The sequence below is a fragment of the Actinoplanes sp. NPDC019969 genome (assembly GCF_055562375.1).
Map to the genome: position 1 here is coordinate 180,129 of NZ_JBVHFK010000010.1, position 21,081 is coordinate 201,209.

16 protein-coding genes are annotated in these 21,081 nt (G+C 71.7%); 14 read left to right on the forward strand and 2 right to left on the reverse strand.

Translation table 11 applies throughout. The features are described 5' to 3' along the window. Nucleotides 1–28 precede the first annotated feature (28 nt). The 14 genes from ACZ3II_RS28585 to pabB all read left to right on the forward strand — a co-directional run bounded on the left by ACZ3II_RS28585 (nt 29) and on the right by pabB (nt 19,269). Entirely contained in the window at nt 29–1,045 is a 1,017-nt protein-coding gene (locus tag ACZ3II_RS28585) for a LacI family DNA-binding transcriptional regulator (RefSeq protein WP_465520940.1), read from the forward strand. A gap of 43 nt (nt 1,046–1,088) precedes the next feature. Continuing rightward, on the forward strand, nt 1,089–2,573 hold the full coding sequence (gene arfA / locus ACZ3II_RS28590; RefSeq protein ID WP_465520942.1) for an arabinosylfuranosidase ArfA: 1,485 nt from the start codon (nt 1,089–1,091) through the stop codon (nt 2,571–2,573). Further along, nucleotides 2,570–3,904 (forward strand): ABC transporter substrate-binding protein, encoded by a 1,335-nt coding sequence (locus ACZ3II_RS28595; RefSeq protein ID WP_465520944.1) that lies wholly within the window; start codon nt 2,570–2,572, stop codon nt 3,902–3,904. The genes arfA and ACZ3II_RS28595 overlap by 4 nt, the downstream gene beginning before the upstream one ends. A gap of 5 nt (nt 3,905–3,909) precedes the next feature. Then, nucleotides 3,910–4,779 carry a carbohydrate ABC transporter permease gene (locus ACZ3II_RS28600; protein ID WP_465520946.1) on the forward strand — a complete coding sequence of 290 codons (870 nt, stop codon included), beginning with the start codon at nt 3,910–3,912 and terminating at the stop codon, nt 4,777–4,779. Nucleotide 4,780: 1 nt separating this feature from the next. Beyond that, a complete protein-coding gene (locus tag ACZ3II_RS28605) occupies nt 4,781–5,608 on the forward strand; it encodes a carbohydrate ABC transporter permease (protein WP_465520948.1) in 828 nt (275 codons plus the stop codon). A gap of 83 nt (nt 5,609–5,691) precedes the next feature. Then, nucleotides 5,692–7,320, forward strand: a complete 1,629-nt coding sequence (locus tag ACZ3II_RS28610; RefSeq protein WP_465520950.1) for a glycoside hydrolase family 43 protein — start codon at nt 5,692–5,694, stop codon at nt 7,318–7,320. Nucleotides 7,321–7,439: 119 nt separating this feature from the next. Next, nucleotides 7,440–7,793: a hypothetical protein gene (locus ACZ3II_RS28615; RefSeq protein ID WP_465520952.1), complete on the forward strand. Its 354-nt coding sequence runs from the start codon at nt 7,440–7,442 to the stop codon at nt 7,791–7,793. After that, nucleotides 7,786–9,570 carry a hypothetical protein gene (locus tag ACZ3II_RS28620; RefSeq protein ID WP_465520954.1) on the forward strand — a complete coding sequence of 595 codons (1,785 nt, stop codon included), beginning with the start codon at nt 7,786–7,788 and terminating at the stop codon, nt 9,568–9,570. Before ACZ3II_RS28615 ends, ACZ3II_RS28620 begins: the two co-directional genes overlap by 8 nt. 33 nt (nt 9,571–9,603) lie before the next feature. Then, nucleotides 9,604–10,353, forward strand: coding sequence for a vWA domain-containing protein (locus tag ACZ3II_RS28625; protein ID WP_465520956.1), 750 nt, complete (start codon nt 9,604–9,606; stop codon nt 10,351–10,353). A 13-nt stretch (nt 10,354–10,366) separates the two neighbouring features. Further along, nucleotides 10,367–11,824, forward strand: a complete 1,458-nt coding sequence (locus ACZ3II_RS28630) for a protein phosphatase 2C domain-containing protein (protein WP_465520958.1) — start codon at nt 10,367–10,369, stop codon at nt 11,822–11,824. Between the two features lie 33 nt (nt 11,825–11,857). Continuing rightward, nucleotides 11,858–13,279 (forward strand): protein kinase family protein, encoded by a 1,422-nt coding sequence (locus ACZ3II_RS28635; protein WP_465520960.1) that lies wholly within the window; start codon nt 11,858–11,860, stop codon nt 13,277–13,279. A 118-nt stretch (nt 13,280–13,397) separates the two neighbouring features. Beyond that, nucleotides 13,398–17,288 (forward strand): amino acid adenylation domain-containing protein, encoded by a 3,891-nt coding sequence (locus ACZ3II_RS28640; protein WP_465520962.1) that lies wholly within the window; start codon nt 13,398–13,400, stop codon nt 17,286–17,288. Nucleotides 17,289–17,299: 11 nt separating this feature from the next. Beyond that, on the forward strand, nt 17,300–17,899 hold the full coding sequence (locus tag ACZ3II_RS28645) for an anthranilate synthase component II (RefSeq protein ID WP_465520964.1): 600 nt from the start codon (nt 17,300–17,302) through the stop codon (nt 17,897–17,899). Continuing rightward, a complete protein-coding gene (gene pabB / locus ACZ3II_RS28650; protein ID WP_465520966.1) occupies nt 17,887–19,269 on the forward strand; it encodes an aminodeoxychorismate synthase component I in 1,383 nt (460 codons plus the stop codon). Before ACZ3II_RS28645 ends, pabB begins: the two co-directional genes overlap by 13 nt. Here the strand turns inward: pabB and ACZ3II_RS28655 are convergent. Together ACZ3II_RS28655 and ACZ3II_RS28660 are read right to left on the reverse strand one after the other, a co-directional pair. Then, complete coding sequence (locus ACZ3II_RS28655; protein WP_465520968.1) at nt 19,217–20,218, reverse strand: branched-chain amino acid ABC transporter permease; 1,002 nt, start codon at nt 20,216–20,218, stop codon at nt 19,217–19,219. The genes pabB and ACZ3II_RS28655 overlap by 53 nt on opposite strands. Next, nucleotides 20,215–21,081 carry a branched-chain amino acid ABC transporter permease gene (locus ACZ3II_RS28660; protein ID WP_465520970.1) on the reverse strand — a complete coding sequence of 289 codons (867 nt, stop codon included), beginning with the start codon at nt 21,079–21,081 and terminating at the stop codon, nt 20,215–20,217. Before ACZ3II_RS28660 ends, ACZ3II_RS28655 begins: the two co-directional genes overlap by 4 nt.

A 21,081-nucleotide genomic window follows, 5' to 3' on the forward strand; every position in this document is an offset into this window, starting at 1 on the left:
TTTTGCCAACGTTGTATAGTGCTCAGCTGTGCCGCCCCCGGGCCTCAAGGACGTCGCCGCACGAGCCGGCGTGTCGATCAAGACGGTGTCGAACGTGGTCAACGGCTACGTGCACGTCTCCGCGCGCACCCGGGCCCGGGTCCAGGAGGCGATCGACGCGCTCGGGTACGTGCCGAACGCGGCCGCCCGCCAGCTGCGCAGCAAACGGTCCGGGGTGATCGCGCTGGCCGTTCCGGAGCTGCAGTCGCCGTACTTCGCCGAGATCGCCGGGCTGATCGTTCAGGCGGCCGAGCGGCGCTCCTGGACGGTGCTGATCGACCAGACCGACGGGCACGCCGAACGTGAGCGCAACCTGGTGGCGGGCCTGCGCCGGCACGCCATCGACGGGCTGATCTTCAGTCCGCTCGCGCTGGCCGGGGAGGACCTGGCGCGCGGCGGCGACACCCCGATGGTGCTGCTGGGGGAGCGGGTGTGGCACGGCCCGGCGGACCATGTGGCGATCGACAACACCGCTGCCGCGGCCCAGGCCACCCGGCATCTGTACGGGCTGGGCCGCCGCAGCGTCGCCGCGATCGGCGCGCAGGATCAGCCGTCGGCGGTGACCGCCCACCAGCGGCTCGCCGGGTACCGGGCGGCCCTGGCGGAGGCCGGCCTGCCGTACGATCCGCGGCTCGTCGCCCGGGTGGACCGGTTCCACCGTGCGGACGGCGCCGCCGCGATGGCCGCCCTGCTGGACCGGCCGCGCCGCCCGGACGCGGTGTTCTGCTTCAACGACCTGCTCGCCCTGGGCGCGGTCCGGACCCTGCTGGCGCGGGGTGTGCGGGTGCCGCAGGACGTGGCGGTGGCCGGTTTCGACGACATCGAGGACGGCAGGTTCAGCACGCCGACGCTGACCACCGTCGCGCCGGACACCGCCCGGATCGCCCAGCTGGCCGTGGACCTGCTGGCCGAGCGCCTGGGTGACGGCCCGGCCGCCACCGGGCCGCCCCGGGAGCTGCGGGTCGATCATCGCCTGGTGGTCCGGGAGAGCACCGCGGGTATTTAAGGGCGTCTTTACAACCGGACTTCCAACGTTGTAAAACGAGAACATGGCTGTGGCGCGGCTCACTATCGACCCGTCCTTCGCCGTGGGCCCGGTGGACCGGCGCCTCTTCGGCTCCTTCGTCGAGCACATGGGCCGGTGTGTCTACACCGGCGTCTTCGAACCCGGGCATCCGCGGGCCGACCCCGACGGCCTGCGCACCGACGTCCTCGACCTGGTCCGTGAGCTGGGGGTCACCACGGTCCGCTACCCGGGCGGGAACTTCGTCTCGGCGTACCGCTGGGAGGACGGCGTCGGCCCGGCAGGCGACCGCCCCCGCCGCCTCGATCTGGCCTGGCGCAGCATCGAGAGCAACGCCTTCGGCCTCAACGAGTTCATGCGCTGGGCCGCGCTGGCCGGCGCGGAGCCGATGATGGCCGTCAACCTGGGCACCCGCGGGGCGGCCGAGGCCGCCGAACTGGTGGAGTACTGCAACCTCGACGCGGGGACCGCCGCCGCCGACCTGCGCCGCAAGCACGGTGTGACCCGGCCGCACGACATCCGGCTCTGGTGCCTGGGCAACGAGATGGACGGCCCGTGGCAGATCGGCAGCCGGACCGCCGAGGAGTACGGGCGGATCGCCGCCCGGGCCGGGCACGCCATGAAACGCGTCGACCCGCGCATCGAGCTGGTGGCCTGCGGCAGCTCCGGCGCCGGCATGCCGACGTTCGCGGCGTGGGAGGCGACCGTCCTGGAGCACGCCTACGACCAGGTCGACTACCTGTCCCTGCACACCTACTACGACCCGGAGCGGCACGACGGCGCCAGCTTCCGGGCCTCCGCGGTCCATCTGGACGCCGCCGTCGACGCCGTGCTCGCCACCGCCGACCACGTCCGCGCGAAACTGCGCCGCACCAAGCGGATCCGGCTCGCCCTCGACGAGTGGAACGTCTGGTACCAGTCGCGACTGGTCGAACCCGAGGACCGCGGCATCGAGGACACCCCGGCGCTGATCGAGGACGACTTCACCGTCACCGACGCGATGGTCGTCGGGAGCCTGCTGATCAGCATGCTGCGGCACGCCGACCGGCTGACCGTCGGCTGCCAGGCGCAGCTCGTCAACATCATCGCCCCGATCCGGACGCAGCCGGGCGGCCCGGCCTGGCGGCAGACCATCTTCCACCCGTTCGCGCACACCGCCCGGCTGGCCCGCGGCACCGTGCTGCGGCCGGCCCTGACCGGCCCGCTCATGACCACCGGGGAGTACGGCGAGGTCCCCGCCGTCGACGCGGTCGCCACCCACGACGGCGAGACCCTCACCGTCTTCGCCGTCAACCGCGGCACCGAGCCGGTCACCCTGCGCCTCGACCTGCGCGCGTTCGGCGGGCACACCCCCGGCGAGCACGTCGAGGTGGCCGGCGAGGCGCACCTGACCAACACCGCGGCCCACCCGGACCGGGTCACCCCGCGGGTCCACCGCAGCGCCACCGAGGTCCGGCTGCCGCCGGTGTCGTGGCACGCGATCGGCTTCACCACCGAGGAGGCATCGTGAACACACCGTTGAGCCGCCGTGGCCTGCTCGCCCTCGGGGCGGGCGCGGGCGGCGCCGTGCTGCTGGGCGCCTGCGGCGACAGTGGCCCGAACGAGAAGGTCACCGGCGCCGGCCGCAGCGCCGGGCCGGCCGCCACCGCCTACACCGGCCCGAACGTCGCGCTCGCTTTCTGGAACGGGTTCACCGGCGGCGACGGCGACTACATGAAGCGGCTCGTCGACCAGTTCAACACCGAGCACGCCAACATCAAGGTGACGATGAACGTCTACCAGTGGGTGGACTACTACCAGAAGGTGCCCGCCGCGGTCTCCAGCGGCAACGGCCCCGACCTGGGGATCATGCACGTGGACAGCGTCGCCACCAACGCCGCCCGCGGGGTGATCCTGCCGCTGGACGACCTGGCCGCGTCGCTGAACCTGACCGAGGGCGACTTCTCCCCGCCGGTCTGGCAGGCCGGCGTCTACAAGGATCAGCGGTTCGGCATCCCGCTCGACGTGCACCCGCTCGGCCTGTTCTGGAACAAGACCGTCCTGGAGCGGGCCGGGCTGGACCCGGAGAAGCCGCCGGCCACCGGTGACGACTACCTGGCCGCGCTGGACAAGCTCAAGTCCTCCGGGATCGAGGGCAGCTGGGCCACTCCGTTCCAGTTCACCGGGGCCCTGTGGTTCCAGTCGCTGCTGTGGCAGTTCGGCGGCGACCTGTTCGACACGGGCGCGCAGAAGGCCACGTTCGCCCAGGACCCGGGCGTGCAGGCGCTCACCTGGTACACCGACCTGGTCCGCAAGGGCTACAGCCCGCGCAACGTGGCCCAGGACGCCGACCTGGTGGCGCTGCGCAACGGCAAGAACGCGTTCAACTGGAACGGCATCTGGACCGTCAACACCCTCAGCCAGGACAAGAACCTGAAGTGGGGCGCCGCCCCGGTCCCGCAGATCGGCACGCAGAAGGCGGTGTGGGCCGGCTCGCATCAGTTCGTCCAGTTCAAACAGGGCGCCCGCAGCGACGACAAGCTGACCGCCGGGAAGGTGTTCATCAACTGGATCAGCCAGAAGTCCCTGGAGTGGGCCAAGGGCGGGCAGGTCCCGGCGCGCAAGGACGTGCGGGAGAGCGCCGAGTTCAAGGCCCTGCCGGAGCAGGCGGCGCTGGCCACCCAGATCGACTACGTGCACTATCCGCCGTCGGTGCCGGGCATCGGTGACGCGCTGAACACCGTGGTGACAGCGGTCAACGAGGCGGTGCTGCTGCGCAAGGAGCCGGCGAAGGCGCTGTCCGACGCGGCCGGCAAAGCCGATCAGATCCTGGAGCAGAACCGCAAGAAGTACGGCGGCTGACCGTCATGAGGCGTCACGCCGCTGCCACCCCGTACCTCTTCCTCTTGCCCTATGCCCTGATCTTCGGCATGTTCATGCTGGTCCCGGCGGTCTACGGGCTCTGGATCAGCCTGCACGACTGGGACTATCTGCTGCCCGGGAAGCCGTTCGTCGGCCTGGACAACTACCGGGCGCTGATCGATCCGGGGTCGGCGGTCTACGAGTTCTTCTGGCAGTCCATGTCGGCGACCGGGGTGTTCACCGTCGCCAGCGTGCCGCTGCTGCTGGTCGTGCCGCTGGCCGTCGCGCTGCTGCTCAACCGCCGGTTCCCGGGGCGGACCTTCTTCCGGGCCGTCTACTTCGCCCCGTACGTCCTGGGGGTCGCCGTGATCGGGGTGCTGTGGCGCTTCGTGCTCGATCCCAACCTCGGGGCGGTGAACGCCCTGCTCGGCACCACCACCCCGTGGACCACCGATCTGCCGTGGGCGTGGGTGTCGCTGGTCGGGGTCACGGTGTGGTGGACGCTCGGGTTCAACGCGGTGATCTACCTGGCCGGGCTGCAGGACATCCCGCGCGAGCTGTACGAGGCGGCCCGCATCGACGGCGGCGGCAGGTGGGCCGAGTTCCGGCACGTGACACTGCCGGGGTTGCGGCCGGTGCTGCTGTTCGTGGTGATCAACACGGTGCTGCAGGCGGCGAACATGTTCGGCCAGTCGTACCTGATCACCCAGGGCGCGCCGGGCGTGGAGACGCGGACGGCGATCATGTACATCGCGCAGACCGGCCTGCGGGACTTCAAGATGGGCAGCGCCGCCGCGATGAGCTATGTGCTCACCGTGGCGCTGCTGGCGATCAGCCTGATCATCTTCCGCCTGTTCCGCGGCAGGGAGGACTGACGTGCGCCGCGTGAAGGGCATCGCCTGGTACACCGTACTGCTGGGACTGAGTCTGATCTTCGTCGCGCCGCTGGTGTGGATGCTGCTGACCTCGGTGAAGACGCCGGGTGAGGCCACACAGGTGCCGCCGGCGCTGCTGCCGCGGGAGGTCACCACCGGCGCGTACGAGACCCTGTTCCAGGCCGGTTCGCAGACGCCGGTGCTGCGCTGGTTCGTCAACAGCATGCTCGCCGCCGGCGGTCAGGCCCTGCTCGTGCTGACCGTGGCGTCGACGGCCGCGTACCCCCTGGCCCGGATGCGTTTCCGCGGCCGCAACCTGTTCTTCGGCCTGATCGTCGCGACGCTGTTCGTGCCGATCTTCACGCTGATCATCCCGAACTTCCTGATCATCGACCGGCTCGGCTGGCTGGACACCCTGTGGGCGCTGATCGTGCCCGGCGCGGCCAGCGCGTTCGGCGTGTTCTTCCTGCGCCAGTTCTTCGAGAGCCTGCCGCGCGAGCTGGAGGAGGCGGCCGTCCTCGAGGGCGCGAACGCCTGGCAGGTGTTCACCCGGGTGATCCTGCCGCTGTCCAGACCGGCGCTGGCCACCCTCGGCCTGATCAGCTTCCTCACCAACTGGAACGACTTCATCTGGCCGATCTACGTGCTGTTCAGCCCGGAGAGCTTCACCCTGCCGCCGGGCCTCGGGATCCTGCAGGGCGCATACACGATCAACTATCCGGTGGTGATGGCCGGCGCCGCCGTCGCCAGCGTTCCCGCGCTGCTGCTGTTCGTGCTGGCCCAGCGCTACATCATCGAAGGCGTCTCCCGCTCCGGCCTGAAAGGCTGATCATGGTTCTGGCGGCACCTCTGACAGCACTGTTGACGGTGGTCACCCTTCTCGGCCCGGCTGCGCCGCGCTATGAGAACCCCGTGTCGTCCGGGTTCGCGGACACCTTCGCCGATCCGGTGGTCGTCGCCGGCGACGACCATGACTGGTACGCGTACGGCACCAGCGACCCGCTCCGGGAAGGCGAGCGCACCCCGCACCGGATCCCGACGGCGCACTCCACCGACCTCGTGCACTGGACCTACGTGGGGGACGCCTTCGCCCCGGATCAGCTGCCCGGATACGCCCGTCCGACCGCGGCGCTGTGGGCGCCGGACGTGCGCCGCGACGGCGATCGCTGGCTGATGTACGTGACCGTCACCGAGACCGAACCCGACGGCGCCTCCGCGATCGGCGTCGCCACGGCACCGGGCCCCACCGGCCCGTGGACCTTCGCCCCGGAACCGGTCGTGCCGCCGCGCGCCGCACCGGGTGGCGGCTGGTGGTGGACGTTCGACCCGGCCCGGGTCACCGCACCTGACGGCACCCGATGGCTGTACTACGGCAGTTATTTCGGTGGAATCTGGGTCAGCCGCCTCACCGCGGACGGCCTGCACGTCACCGGCGAGGCCACCCGGGTCGCGATCGACAACAAATTCGAGGGCGCTTACGTGGTACGCCGTGACGGCTGGTACCACCTGTTCGCCTCGTCCGCCAACTGCTGCGCCGGCCCCACCACCGGCTACTCGGTGTCGGTGGGCCGGTCCCGCAGCCCGCAGGGCCCGTTCCTGGACCGTGACGGCCAGTCGCTGAACGTGTCCCGGGCCGGCGGCACCCCGGTGATCGCCCCGAACGGCAACCGCTGGGTCGGCACCGGCCACAACGGCCTGATCACCGACCGGGCCGGCCAGGACTGGCTGGTGTACCACGCGATCGACCGGGCCGACCCGTACCTGGACGAGCCGTTCGGGATCAACGAGCGGCCGATGCTGCTCGACCGTCTCGACTGGATCGGCGGCTGGCCGGCGGTCAACGCCGGCGCGGGGGCGTCCGAGACACCGGTGACCGCACCCGGCCGGCGGTACGGCCCGGTCCGTCCCGCCCCGGTTCCGCACCCGGGACGTCCGCTGCCCGGGTACTCCGACGAGTTCCGCGGCGGGCTCTCCCCGGCCTGGGACTTCGTGCGGCCCGACCCGGCGGTCACCGTCTCCGGGGGACGGTTGCGGTGGCCGGTGCAGGGCGCCGACCTCACCGGTGACTCCGACGACGCCGGGGTGCTGCTGCGGGACGCGCCCGCCGGGAACTGGATCGCCGAGACGAAGCTGACCCTGGACCTCGGCGAGGACACGGTGCGCAACTATCAGCAGGCGGGGCTGATCGCGTACGTCGACGACGACCATTTCGCGCGGCTGTCGGCGGTGGCGATCTGGAACACCCGGCAGGTGGAGTTCGGCAAGGAGATGCCGTACGCCGGAGCGACGTCGTACGGCGGCACCATCGCCGGAACCCCCGGCCTGACCACGACCTGGCTGCGTCTGGCCCATCGCGTCGATCCGGGGAACGGCGAGCACGAGTACCGGGCCGGGGTGAGCCGCGACGGCCGTACCTGGACGTGGGGTGGCGTCTGGACCCTGCCCGCGGACACCCGCCCGCGGATCGGCCTGATCGCCCACGGCGGCGCCGCGCCCGCCGTCACCGCCACCTTCGACCACCTGCGGTTCAGCCGCTGGTGACACCGCCGGGCGCCCCTGTTGCCGCATGTCGCAATCCTGATTGACCCCGGCCCGGCGGGGTCACACCCTGGACGGTGTCCCCTCACAGCCATGGGGACAAGCCAGGTGAGGACGAGGCGATGAAGCCCACAGGCACCTTCACGATCCGGTTCGAGGATCTGTCCGTGGCGGAGGCCAACCGTGCGGCCACCGAGCTGCAGGACCTGATCCGGCGATCCGCCCGGGACTCCATCAGCGCCGAGGTGGCCAAGGACCGGGCCGACACCCAGGATTTCGGCGCGACGCTGGTGCTGGTGCTCGGCACCGAAGCGGTGATCATCCTGTCCAAGGCGATCTACAGCTACCTCTCCAAACGCGGCGACAAGGTGGTGATCGAGACTGCCGACGGGAGGGTGGTGGCCACCGGGTCCGGGGCCGCCAACATCGACGTCGCGCGGACCGCCGAGGCGTTGCGGAGCCACATCGGTGCCTGAGCCACGGGAATTCCTGGTGGTGATCCTGGGGGCGAGCCGGTTCCCAGGGCTTCCGCTCGAGGACAACCCGGCGTTCGAGAACTCGGCCCGGCTGCTCCAGCAGTACTTCGAGAAGGAGTGCAAGGGCCCCGGCCGGTACACCGTGGACTCGCTGTTCGACTCCGAGGCACCGGTCGCCGACCAGGCCGACCACCTGCGGGATCTGCTCAGCCGGCATCCCGAGGCGACCGACCTGATCGTCTACTACGTCGGGCACGGCGGCTTCCTGCGCAACCGCTCGCACGACTACTTCCTGGCGCTGCGCACCACCCGGCGCCCCGGTGAGGAGATGACCGGCCTGCGGCCGGAGACGCTGTCCGGCATCGTCGCGGACCACTTCGGCGACCGGCGCGCCTACATCATCCTGGACTGCTGCTTCGCCGGCGAGGCGGTCCGCGAGTTCCAGTCCGACGGCCTGGGCCGGCTCGCCGAGGGGCACCTGCTGCGCCACGGCATCGCGCTGCTCGTCGCGTCGTCCAAGGACGAGCCGGCGATCAGCCCGATCGGGCGCCCGCACACCATGTTCTGCGAATGCCTGATGCACGTGCTCACCTCCGGCATCTCCGGCCGGGGCCGGTACCTCAGCCTCGAGGAGGTGGCCGAACGGCTCCGGCACGTCCTCGTCGACAAGTTCCGTGACCTGGCGGTCCTCCCGGAGATCCACTCACCACGGCAGCCGCTGGGCAGCGTCGCCACGGAGCTGCTGTTCGCCAATCCGGCGTACGCGACGCCCCGGCTCCCCGAGATCATCGGCGCCCTGCTGGCCAGCGAGTCGGCGCAGGCCCGCAAGATAGCCGCGGAACAGCTGGCGAAGCTGCTCGACGACCGGGACGCCGACCTGGTGGCCCTGGCCTGCCACCAGCTCCAGCAACTGGCCGCCGGCGACGACAGCAGGATGGTGGCCCGTGCCGCGATGACCGCGCTGGAAGGGCACGCCCAGGGCGACGCCACCGTCGCCGTCGTCGCGCCGCGGTCCCCGGCGCCCGCTCCGCAGTCCCCGCCCGGACAGCTCCGGGTCTCGATCACACCGTCGCCGTCGAAGATCCCGCCGCACGGCACGGTCGCCTGGACCTGCGCCGTCACCAACCCGGCCGGCACCCGGATCCGCGAGGTCACGCTGACCGACGGGGAGGGGCACGTGCTCGCCGAGCCGTTCGACTTGGCGCCGGGCGCCGAGCACCGGATCGGCTTCCAGCGCACGTATGGCACGCGCGGCCGTCGGCTGACGGTCCATGCCCGGGGGTGCGACGAGCGTGGCGAGATCATCGACGCGGAGGCCACCAGGCGGATCAAGGTGGTCCAGCCGCCGGCGAAACCGGCCGAGGCGCCGACCATGCCGGCGGTGCCCGCGCGGCTGCATCCCCTCTCTCCTCAGCGGATCAAGATGATCGTGAATCCACGTCAGCCGGTCGACCTGACCCGGTTCCGTACGGCGCTGCGACGGGTGAAGGTCACCGCCGAGATCGCCGACGTCGAGCTGAACACCATCATCCGGCTCGTCGAGGAGGGCGAATGGCACTACCGGGTGCTGGCCGAGGATCTGGCCCGCCCGCCGGACTGGCAGAAGCGGGCCGAGGCCTGGCTGAGAGAGGCCGCCGTCGCGCTGCAGGACGAGGACGTGGTCATGCTCAAGCTGACCCCGCCGTCGGCGTGGGAGGTCCTGGACCACGTCTGGCGGCTGGTCCGGCATCTCGAGCTCGCCACCGGCGTGCCCGTTCCCCTGGACGAATTCGACTGAGCCGACCACCACCACACCGAGGAGGTTCCGACCATGCCGTACGAGACGATGGCGACCAAGAAGACACCCGCGCTCATCGTCTACCTGCTGGACATGAGTTCGTCCATGGGCGACCGGCTGCAGGGTCGACGCAAGATCGATCTGGTCACCGACGCGCTGATGACGGTGGTCCGCGAGATGGTCCGCCGCTCGACCAAGGGCGCCACGCCGTCACCGCGCTACCGGGTGGCGATCTACGCCTACAACAACGAGGTACGGGATCTGCTGGGCGGCCCGCGGCCGATCACCGAGCTGCTGGAGATCGGGGTCCCGCAGATGAAACCGAGCGGTCAGACGGACACCGCCGCCGCGTTCGAGCAGGCCGAGCAGTTGCTCATCCGGGAGCGCGCGAATCTGCGGAACTGCCCGGCGCCGCTGGTCTGCCACCTCACCGACGGCCAGTACAACACCGCGGACCCGGCGCCGGTGGCCCGGCGCATCCAGGAGATGACCTTCCCGGACGGCGCGGTGCTGGTGGAGAACATCTTCTTCGACGCGAGCGCCCTCGACCCGCCGGTCGCCGACCCGCGCCGCTGGACCGGGGTCACCTCCACCGCGCAGCTCGCCAGCCACACCGCCAAGATGCTGTTCGACATGTCCTCCCCGGTCCCGGCCAGCTATCTGCGGCTGTTCACCGACCGCGGCTACGCGGTGGATCCCGCCGCCCGGATGCTGTTCCCCGGGGACACCCCGGAGATGATCGAGGCCGCCTTCATGATGTCCGGCATGACGCCGGTCGCCTAGCGGACGCCCGCCGATGAGGTCACGCGACGATCCCCAGCTCGCCCGCATCGCGCCGGACGCGCGCCGCCGGCAGTCCCTGTCCCGGGTCTCCGCCGGGCCGCACGTCGTCCGGTTCCTGCTGGACCGGTCCGCCGACAGCGCCGGGCACGCCGAACCCAGCCAGGACTACCTGGTCATCCAGGGCGCGCCGACCGGTCTCAGCTTCGCGGTGACCGACGGTGTCGGCTCCTCGTTCCGTGGGGAGCTCGCCGCGCAACTGCTGGCCTCGTACCTGGCCGAGTCGCTGACCAGGCTGTCCGCCGTGCCGGACGAACGCCGGCTGGAGGCCCGGCTGGCGGCCGGGTTGCACGACCTGTCCGAGGCGGTCCGCCAGGACGTCCGGCGCTATCCGATCCCGGACGACGTGCCCGGCATCCTGCAGTCGGTGCTGGCCGAGCAGCGGGAGTACGGCAGCGAGGCGATGTTCGTGTGCGGGCGGATGGACACCGGCCCGGAACGGTCGGCCCGGGTGGGACTGGCCTGGCTCGGCGACTGCCACCTGCGCGTCTTCACCGAGAGCGGCGAGCTGCGGCTGTCCGGCAGCACCACCGAACGCTGGTCGACCGACCGGGGCGTCCGCGGCGAGCTGCACGTCTGGGTCGGGCAGGTCCAGCGGGTACGGCGGATCATCGCCTGCACCGACGGCCTGCTCCCGGAGCTCGCCGCCGTGGTGCGGCTGCCGGACGACGAACTGGACGTCCGGCTCGCCGCGCTGGCCGGGCGGGCCGACAGCGACGACATCGCGCTCGTCGACATCGCGGTACGCGCCGACGCGGTCCCGCCGGTGCGGGGCGAGCCGCGGGCCGTGCCGACCGGGGTGGCCAAGGCCGGCCAGCCGCCGGCCCGCCCGGTCTCGGCGCCGCCGGCTCCGGCGGCGCACGACGGCGAGCCGGCGGGTGCCGCACCGGGCCCGCCGGAGTGGCTGCCGTACCGGGAGGGTGGCCCGCTGCGCTGGGATCCGGTGCCCGGCGCCGGTGAGTACACCGTCGAGGTCGACGAGGACCGGGACTTCGCCGACCCGATCGCCTACCGGGTCACCCGGACCACGTTCACGGCGCCGGCGATGGGCTCCCGGCCGTGGGCGCGGGTGCGGTGCCGGGTGGACGGCCACGACGGGGAGTGGAGCGAGGTGCTCCAGCTGGGCCGGGCGGCGCCGCCCCCTCCGGTGCGAAGGAGCCCGATCGTCCGGTGGACCGGGGTCGAGAAACGGCCCGGGCAGGTCTACCTCGAATGGGAGGGCGGGCCGGGCGGGGACGCGTACGTCCTGCGGGTCGAGGATCTGCGGAGCAGGGAGCCGGTGCGCCAGTTCCGGGTCCTGGGGCGCCGCACCACGTTACGGCTGGCGCCCGCCCACTATCTGATCTCCATCCGCGCCGACGAACGCCGGAACGCGGATGACTGGAGTGAGCGCATCGACGTGCGGATCCCCTGACACGGATGCGCCGCGAGCACGTATGGGGGCACCATGAACACGTTCCGGGAGTTCAACGGGGACAGCATGCTGAAGCAGCAGTTCAAGCTGCCCGGCGGCCGGCTCCAGCTGGTCGCCACCGAGGGGGGCAAGCTCGGCACCATGGCGTACGCCCTGATCGGCGGCAAGGCCAAGGTCTACAAGGCCACCTACAACAACCGGACCGTCGCGATGAAGGTGTTCAACGAGAGGTTCGCCCTGTTCGAGAACATCATCCAGGCGACCGCCCTGATGCAGTGGAAGGACGTGCCCGGCCTGCGGGTGCTGGAACGCGAGGTGATCGACCCGCGGACGGCGGCCGGCATGGGCCACACCGGTCTGGCCTTCTCCGTGGTGATGCCCTGGATCGACGGTCAGGCCTGGGCCGAGGTGATCGACCGGACACAACCGCTCGACGCCGCGACCTGCCTGACCCTGGCCCGGCGGACCGCGGAGGTGCTGGCCGGGCTGGAGAGGCTCCAGCTGGTGCACGCGGACATCTCCAGCAGCAACGTGATCATCCAGGGCCGGGTCACCGACCCGCGGATCGAGCTCATCGACGTCGAGGACATGTACCACCCGACGCTCGCCGTGGACATGCCCTACCCACCGGACGGCACCGCGGGGTACGGCCATCCGCACAACAGGGGCAAGGGCTGCCGGAACCCGTACGGCGACCGTTTCGCCGGGGCGATCCTGCTCACCGAGATGCTGGCCTGGTCCGATCCGAAGGTCCGGGCGGCGGTCGAGGACTACAGCGTCTTCGCCGTCGGCGAGCTCGGGCGGCAGGGCCCCAAGTACGACCTGGTGCGCCGTGCCGTCGGCAGGTACTCGGCCCGGCTGGAGCAGATGTTCGCCCGGGCCTGGCGCAGCCCGAGCCTGCAGGCGTGCCCGACCCTCCGGGAATGGCGCGACGCGGTGGCCGCGGTCTCCACGGCGCAGGCCGTCACCAGCCCGGTCGGGGTGACGACGTTCCTGCCGCCACCGGCCGGCCCGGCCCGGTACCGGCAGAAGCTCCCGCATCTGCAGACGAGCCTGTTGGACACGTCGCTCTGCCCGGAGTGCGGCCGCCTGATCGCGTTCCGCTCGCCGCTCAGCCACGCCGCCACCTGTTCCCACCACCCGTCGCAGACCCCGGCCAAGCGGCTCCTCGCGCAGTACGTGGAGTCGCAGTGGGCCAAGCCGTCCCCGCAGGTGGTCCCGCCGGAGGAGGTGTGGGGTTTCCTGCGCGGCTATCAGGCCCCGGAGGCCGGCACGGGCACGCCGCGGCCGCTGCCCCGCTACGACGACGTGTCGTTCACCCCGATCGTCGCCGGCCGGCCGGCGACGCGGCGCTGCCCGGAGTGCTCCCGGTCGGTGGTCACCGACGGCGGGAAGGAGCGGGGACACGCGTGGACGTGCCGGAACGGGCCGCTCTCCTGGCTGTGGAAACCGTGATCACTGAAACGGTTAACTTGGGATGTGGGTAATGTCTCTGTAGTCGGTTAGGGGACACCATCGATCAGTGAACGTTACTAGCTTAACCGCGTAAGTAATCGACTACGCGGGAGCAGGCATGGCTGTCGAAGGCAGTTCGCTGTCCTGGTATCAGGAGCGGCTCTGGGTCCACCACCGGCGCAGCCCGGAGGACACCGGCTACAACCTGCCCCTCCTGCTGCGGGTCCGCGGCGACCTCGACGTCGCGGCCCTGGAGCGCAGTGTCAGCGCCGTCGTCGCCCGGCACGAGATCCTGCGCACCTCGTACGGCGAGACGGTGGACGGGGAACCGCGGCAGTTCGTCGCGCCGCCGCAGCCCGTACGCCTGCCGGTCCAGGACGTCGACCGGGACGGGCTGCTCGCGCACCTGGACGAGTTCCTCGACCACCGCTTCGACCTGACCCGGGGGCCGGTCCTCGTCGGGCGGCTGCTGCGCCTGCCCGGCGGCGAGCACCTGCTGCTGCTCAACGTGCACCACATCGCCGCGGACGCGTGGTCGCTCAAGGCGATCCTGCTGACCGAGCTGCAGAGCGGTTACGCCGCGGCCGCGCGGGGCGAGCAGTCCGTGCCGCCACCGCTGACCGTCCAGTACGCCGACTTCGCACGCCGGCAGCGAACCACCGACATGTCCGCCGACCTCGAGTTCTGGGAACAGACCCTGGACGGTTACGAGGACAGCCTGGAACTGCCGGCGACGTACCCGCGGCAGCCGGGGTCCGGCTCTCGCAGCGGTAGCTTCGTGCACCGCTACCCGCCCGGGTTCGCGCGGAACCTGGAACGGTTCGCCCGCGAGCACGACAGCACGGTGTTCATGTGCCTGCTCGCGGCGCTGGGCGTGACGGCCGCCCGTTACGCCGACAAGGACGATCTCTGCATCGGCACCACCACGTCGGACCGGCCGGACGTCGCGTTCGAGCCGCTGATCGGGTTCTTCGTCAACATTCTGCCGCTGCGGATGCGCATCGACGAGCAGCGCAGCGTCGCCGACCTGCTCAAGAGCGTGCGCGCCGGGGTGCTGGAGGCGTTCGAGCACCCGGCGCCGTTCGAGCGGATCCTGCAGACGGCAGGGGTGGCCCGCCGGGACAGCGGGAACCCCCTCGTCCCGATCGTGATGAGGCAACAGAACTTCCCGCGTACGTCGCTCGGCGGCGCCCTGCCCGGCGGGGTGACCTTCGAGCCGTTCCCGGGGCCGGGCGAGACCGACCAGGAGGTCCTCGCCCTGCTCGACCGGGAGCACGCCGCCGCCCGCTGCGAGATCGAACTGTCGTACTCCGACGGTGTGGACGGACTCGAGGCCGAGGTGGTGTACGCCGCCGACCTCTACGATCGGGCCGCCGTCGAGCGCCTGCTCGCCCACCACCAGCACGTGCTCGAAGGCATGTTCGCCGATGCCGGCCGCCCGGTGCTCGACATCCCGCTGCTGCGGGACTCCGATGTGGCGGCCCTGCTGCGGCGCGGCGAGGGCGCGGTCACCGAGGTCCCGGCCCGGTCCTTCACCGACCGCTTCGCCGAGCGGGTGGCGCACGCCCCGGAGGCGGTGGCCTGCTGGGACTCCCAGGGCTTCTGGACCTACCGCGACCTCGACCGGCGGGCCCGGCGGGTGGCGCACGCGCTCGCGGCCCGGGGCGCCGGGCCGGGGGATCTCGTCGCGGTGTGCCTGCCCCGTGGCGGCGAGCTCCTGGCGACGCTGCTCGGCGTCTGGCAGGCGGGGGCGGCGTACGTGCCGATCGACCCGGCCTACCCCGCCGCCTACGCCCGGCAGATCCTCGACGACGCGCGCCCGAGCATCGTCGTCAGCGACACCGAGCCACTCGGCGAGGCCGGCGACGGCGAGGCGGAACCCCTGCCCGTACGCCCCGATGCGCTCGCCTACGTCATGTACACGTCCGGCTCCACCGGCAGGCCCAAGGGCGTCCGCATCCCGCACCGCCAGCTCGGCAACTGGCTCACGTCGCTGGAGGCGAACCTGCCGTTCCAGGACGGCGAGGTCGTCGCGCAGAAGACCACGTCCGTCTTCGCGGTCGGCATCAAGGAGCTGTTCGCGGGCCTGCTCAACGGCTGCCCGCAGGTGATCGTCGACGACGCCACCGTCCGGGACGTGGCCGCCTTCACCGCCGCGCTGGCCGAGCACCGCGTCAGCCGCCTCAACATCCTCCCGTCGCACCTGGCCGGTGTCATGGAGCACCTGAAGGCCACCGGCCGGGGTCTGCCCGCGCTGCGGGTGTGCGTCACCGCCGGTGAGCCGCTGCCCGGCGACGTGGTCCTCGCGTTCCGCCGGTCGTTCCCGGAGGCGCGGCTGTTCAACAACTACGGCTGCACCGAGATCAACGACATCACCTACTTCGACACGGCGGGCTTCGACGGGCGGTCCGGCTTCGTGCCGATCGGCGCCCCGATCGCGAACACCCGGGTGTACGTGCTCGACCGGCACGGCAGGCTGGTGCCCGACGGTGTCGCCGGGGAGCTGCACGTCGCCTCGGCGGGCCTGCCCGACGGCTACCACGGCCGCGACGACCTGACCGCCGAACGGTTCCTGCCGAACCCGTTCGGGACGACGCCGAGCAGCCGCCTCTACAACACCGGGGACGTGGTCCGGCGCCTGCCCGACGGCGCCCTCGACTACATCGGCCGCCACGACTTCCAGGTCAAGGTGCGGGGCTTCCGCGTCGACGTGCGGCAGGTCGAGCAGGTGATGGGCGACATCGAGGGCATCGGCGCCCGTGCGGTCGTGGGCCACGGGGACCGGCTGACCGCCTTCCACACCGGCCGGCCGGTGACCGACCCGCGCGCGTTCCTGCGGGAGCGGCTGCCGGCGTACATGGTCCCCGACACGTTCGTGCGGCTCGACGCGATGCCGCAGCTGCCGAACGGCAAACTGGACCGGCGCGCGCTGATCGCGTCCTCGGGCGAACTGCAGCAGAGCGACGCGTACGAGCCCCCGGCCACCGCCACCGAACGCGCCCTCGCCGGCATCTGGGGCGTGGTCGTCAACGTGCCCGCCGCGCGGATCGGCCGCCGCGCGCACTTCTTCGAGATCGGCGGGCACTCCCTCGCCGCCATGCGGGTGCTGGCCCGGATCAAGGACACGTTCCGGGTCGAGGTCGCCCTGTCGCAGCTGTTCACGGCGCCCCGCCTGGCCGACCTCGCCGCGATCATCGACCGGGACACCGAGACCGAACGTTCTCCCGCGGCGCGGCGGCCGAAGCCGCCGGCCGGCGCCGGGCTCCTGCACGACAAGGTCGTGCTGGTCACCGGCGGCAGCCGGGGCATCGGCCTGGCCACCGCGCTGCTGCTCGCCGAGCAGGGCGCCACCGTCGCCATCAACTACCGGGACAGCGAGGCGCAGGCCCGCAGCGCCCAGGAGATGATCACGAACGCGGGCGGCACCGCCGAGATCTTCGGCGCGGACGTGACCGACCCCGGCGAGGTCGCCGCGATGGTGGCCGCCGTCCACGACCGGTTCGAGCGCGTCGACGTGCTGGTGGCGAACGCGCACATGCACTTCCGGCACCGGCCCTTCCTCGAATACGACTGGGCCGACCTCGACCGGAAGGTCAGCGACGAGCTGAAAGCCGTCTTCCACCCGTGCCAGGCGGTCGCCCCGGAGATGATCCGGCGGCGCAGCGGCAGCATCATCGCGGTCTCCAGCACGCTGTCCAAACGCAGCAACGAGGGGTTCCTCGCGCAGAGCACCGCCAAGGCCGCCGTCGACGCGTTCGTGCGGACGCTCGCCACCGAACTAGGGCAGCACGGCGTACGCGCGAACACCGTCGCCCCCGGGCTCACCCTCACCGATGCCGCGATGCCGATGGCCGGTCACGTCAAGGAGTCGATCGCCTCCCGCAGCCCCATGCGCCGCAACGGGCTGCCCGAGGACATGGCCGGCGCGGTGATCTTCCTGGCCAGCGACCTGTCCCGCTTCATGACCGGCACCTACCTGCCGGTCGACGGCGGCTTCACCACCCTGTAGGGATCTTCCACATGCGTCCCACGCTCCTGGTCATCGACAACTACGACTCGTTCACCTTCAACCTGGTCCAGATGTTCCGGAACTACGACCTGGACATCTCCGTGGTCCGCGCCGACGCTCTCACCGTCGAGGACGTCGCCCGCGACCGGCCGGACTACGTGCTGGTGAGCCCCGGCCCGAAGAGCCCGCGCGAGGCCGGGATCTCCACCGAGCTGATCCGCCGCCTGCACGGCGCCGTCCCGATCCTCGGCGTGTGCCTCGGCATGCAGTGCATCAACGAGGCCTTCGGCGGGCGTACGGTCCACGCGCCCCAGCCGATGCACGGCAAGACGAGCCCCGTGCACCACGACGGCACCGGCCTGTTCGCGGGCGTGCCCGAGCCGGTCACGGTGGCCCGCTACCATTCCCTGGCCACCACCGGCATCAGCGCCGAACTCCGGGTCAACGCCCGGTCCGCCGACGGCGTGCCGATGGGTGTCCAGCACGTCCGGCACCCGCTGTCCGGCGTTCAGTTCCACCCGGAGAGCTTCCTCACCGACCACGGCTTCACCATGATCGAGAACTTCCTCAGCACCGGCCCGCTGAAAGGAGCCGAGAGATGCGCAGCGTGACCGGGGTGCACACCGAGCCGATCGAGCTGACCGAGCCGTTCGCCGACGTCGTACGCCGCTTCGCCCACCTGCCCGGCACCGTCGCCCTGCTCAGCGGCGGCACCCTCGACTGCGCCCGTTACCACATCCTCGGCGTCCACCCGTGGCTCACGCTGACCGACAGTGACGACGACCCGTTTCCGGCACTGCGGCAGGTCCTCCGGGACGGTGCGTTGCCGCCGGTGCCGTCGCTCCCGCTGGCCGGAGGGCTGCTCGGCTATCTCGCGTACGACCTCAAGGATCGTCTGGAAGAACTGCCGGCCACCAGCGCCGACGACCTCGGGCTGCCGCTGATGTACCTCGTCGCGCCGACCGTCCTGCTGATCCACGACCGGGTCTCCGCGGAGACGACCCTCCTGGTGATGCGGGTGGCGGGCGACGGCACGCCGGTGAGCCGGCACGTGGCCCGCTTCAAGGAGGCCCTCGCCGCCCCGCCGGCGCCCCGCGCGCAGGAGCCGGCGGCGACCGGGGAGTGCGTGTCCGGGTTCTCCCGTGACGAATACCTGGCGGCGGTCGAGACGATCCGCAAGTACATCGTCGAGGGCGACGTCTACCAGGTGAACATGTCGCAGCGCTTCCAGGCGCCGTTCGCGGGCGACCCGTACGACTGCTTCGCCGCCATGTTCGGCGAGAACCCGGCGCCGTTCTTCGCCTACGTCAACGCCGGGGACCACCAGATCGTCTCGACCTCCCCGGAGCGGTTCCTCGCACTCCGCGCCGGCGCCGTCGAGACCCGCCCGATCAAGGGCACCCGGCCCCGCGGCGCGACCCCGGCCGAGGACGAGGCCCTGCGCGCCGAGCTGCGCGACAGCACCAAGGAGGACGCCGAGCTGTCGATGATCGTCGACCTGCTCCGCAACGACCTCGGCAAGGTCTGCCGTCCCGGCTCGGTGCGCGTGCGCGAGCACAAGCGCCTGGAGACGTACCGCAACGTCCACCACCTCGTCTCGACGGTGACCGGGGAACTCGGCCCGGGCCTGGACGCCGTCGACCTGCTCCGGGCCACCTTCCCCGGCGGCTCGATCACCGGCTGCCCGAAGATCCGGGCCATGGAGATCATCGACGAGCTGGAGCCGGTCCGCCGGCACGTCTACACCGGCAGCATCGGCTACCTCGGATTCGACGGCACGATGGACCTCTCCATCGCGATCCGGACGGCGACGTTCACCGCCGGAACGGCAGTGTTCTCGGTCGGAGGCGGCATCGTGTACGACTCCGACGCCGCCGCCGAGTACGACGAGACCCTGCACAAGGGGCAGACCCTGCGGAACCGCCTGATCAGCGGGCCAGAGCGTGCCGCACCAGCCGCATCCGGTCGCGCGGGCCGGTGAGGCCGCCGGGCAGGAAGTAGACGGCCAGGATGAACAGCGAGCCGAGCACGAACAGCGGCTCGCTGAACGGTCCCGGCAGCCCGCCGCCGACCCGGGCCAGCCGCTGGTCCAGGTAGGCGTACAGGATCCCGCCGAGCACCGCGCCCCATCTGCTGCCGGCGCCGCCGAGCACCGCCATCACGATCAGCGACAGGGTCAGCTCCGACGACGCGACGTGCGGCGACACCCCGCCCACCACCAGGGCGTACGTGACGCCGCCGAGCGCGGCCAGGGCCCCGGCGGTGACGAAAGCGACGAGCTTGAGCCGGTACGGCGACAGCCCCAGCACCGCGATCCGCCGCTCGTCGTCGCGCAACCCGATCAGGGTGCGGCCGAGCGGCGCCCGGTCGATGGTGTGCACCACCAGCACCACCACCGTCAGGAACGCGAGGGCCAGCCAGTACAGGTTGACCGTGTTCAGGACGCCGACCAGGGCGTCCGGCAGCCCGGCGGTCCGCATCGGCAGGCCTTCCTCGCCGCCGGTCAGGCCGCCGGGGTCGCGGTTCACCACGATGTGGCCGACCTGCGCGAACGCCAGGGTGACCATGGAGAAGGCGATTCCTGACGTACGCAGCGCGACCGCCCCGAGCAACGCCGCCAGTCCCGCCGCCGCGGCGACGGTGGCCAGTGCGGCGCTCCACAGCGGCCATCCGTAGTGGCTGACCAGGATGTCGACGCCGTACGCGCCGGCCGCGATGTAGAGCGCGTGCCCGAACGACAGCAGCCCGGCCCGCCCGAACAGCAGGTCGTACCCGAGCGCCAGCCCACCGAACACCAGGCACACGGCGAGCAGTTGCAGGGTGCCGGGGGAGTTCAGCGCCCCGTCGAACACCCCCGGGATCGACAGTGTCGTGCAGGGCAGCGCCACGGCGACGAGCAGGAGGGACAGCGGTCCGATGAGACGCCTCATGCGGTCACCACCTTTCCGGCGATGCCGGCCGGGCGCAGCAGCAGGACGACGGCGAGCAGCGCGACCACGCCGACGTCGCCGGCACCTGCCGCGCCGTAATAGTTTCCGAACTGCTGGAGCAGGCCGGCCGCGACGGCGGCGACCGCGGAGCCGGCGACCGAGCCGAGGCCGCCGATCACCACGACGATGAACGCGAAGATCAGCAGGGAGGCGCCCCGGCCGGGGGAGATCGCGCTGAAGTACATGCCGCCGAGGATCCCGGCCAGCCCGGCGAGCGCCCCGCCGATCGCGAAGACCAGGGTGAACGCGTTGCGGACGTCGATGCCGAGGGCGCTGACCATGGCCCGGTTCTCCACGCCGGCCCGGATGATCAGGCCGTACCGGGTCCAGCGCAGGAACGCCAGCAGCGCCAGGAGCACCAGCACGGCCGCGCCGATCAGCAGGAACCTGTCGTCGGGCACCCGCGCGCCGAGCACCCCGGTCACCTCGGCCGCCCACGCCGGGCGGGGGAACACCCGGGCGTCGGCGCCCCACACCGACTGCAGCAACGCCACCCCGGCCAGCGACAGTCCGACGGTCACGAGGACCTGCTCGGTGTGCCGGGTGTAGAGCGGGCGGATCAGCGCGACCTCGACCAGCGCGCCGGTGGCGGCCGCGGCGGCGACCCCGAACAGCACCGCCACGGGCAGGCCCCAGCGCGGGGCGGCCCACCAGGTGGCGTAGGCGCCGACGGACAGGAACAGGCCGTGCGCGAAGTTCAGCACCCCGGCCAGCCCGAACACCAGGGACAGTCCGGAGGCGATCAGGAAGTAGAGGGCCGCCAGGCCGAGCCCGGTGAGGGTCAGCAGGACCACGGTGGACAC

What these genes read in the sequence shown, in the direction of transcription:
- arfA (WP_465520942.1), top strand. Translation starts at nt 1,089, where the DNA reads ATGGCTGTGGCGCGGCTCACTATCGACCCGTCCTTCGCCGTGGGCCCG.
- ACZ3II_RS28600 (WP_465520946.1), top strand. Translation starts at nt 3,910, where the DNA reads ATGAGGCGTCACGCCGCTGCCACCCCGTACCTCTTCCTCTTGCCCTAT.
- ACZ3II_RS28615 (WP_465520952.1), top strand. Translation starts at nt 7,440, where the DNA reads ATGAAGCCCACAGGCACCTTCACGATCCGGTTCGAGGATCTGTCCGTG.
- ACZ3II_RS28625 (WP_465520956.1), top strand. Translation starts at nt 9,604, where the DNA reads ATGCCGTACGAGACGATGGCGACCAAGAAGACACCCGCGCTCATCGTC.
- ACZ3II_RS28630 (WP_465520958.1), top strand. Translation starts at nt 10,367, where the DNA reads ATGAGGTCACGCGACGATCCCCAGCTCGCCCGCATCGCGCCGGACGCG.
- ACZ3II_RS28635 (WP_465520960.1), top strand. Translation starts at nt 11,858, where the DNA reads ATGAACACGTTCCGGGAGTTCAACGGGGACAGCATGCTGAAGCAGCAG.
- ACZ3II_RS28640 (WP_465520962.1), top strand. Translation starts at nt 13,398, where the DNA reads ATGGCTGTCGAAGGCAGTTCGCTGTCCTGGTATCAGGAGCGGCTCTGG.
- ACZ3II_RS28645 (WP_465520964.1), top strand. Translation starts at nt 17,300, where the DNA reads ATGCGTCCCACGCTCCTGGTCATCGACAACTACGACTCGTTCACCTTC.
- pabB (WP_465520966.1), top strand. Translation starts at nt 17,887, where the DNA reads ATGCGCAGCGTGACCGGGGTGCACACCGAGCCGATCGAGCTGACCGAG.
- ACZ3II_RS28655 (WP_465520968.1), bottom strand. Translation starts at nt 20,218, where the DNA reads ATGAGGCGTCTCATCGGACCGCTGTCCCTCCTGCTCGTCGCCGTGGCG.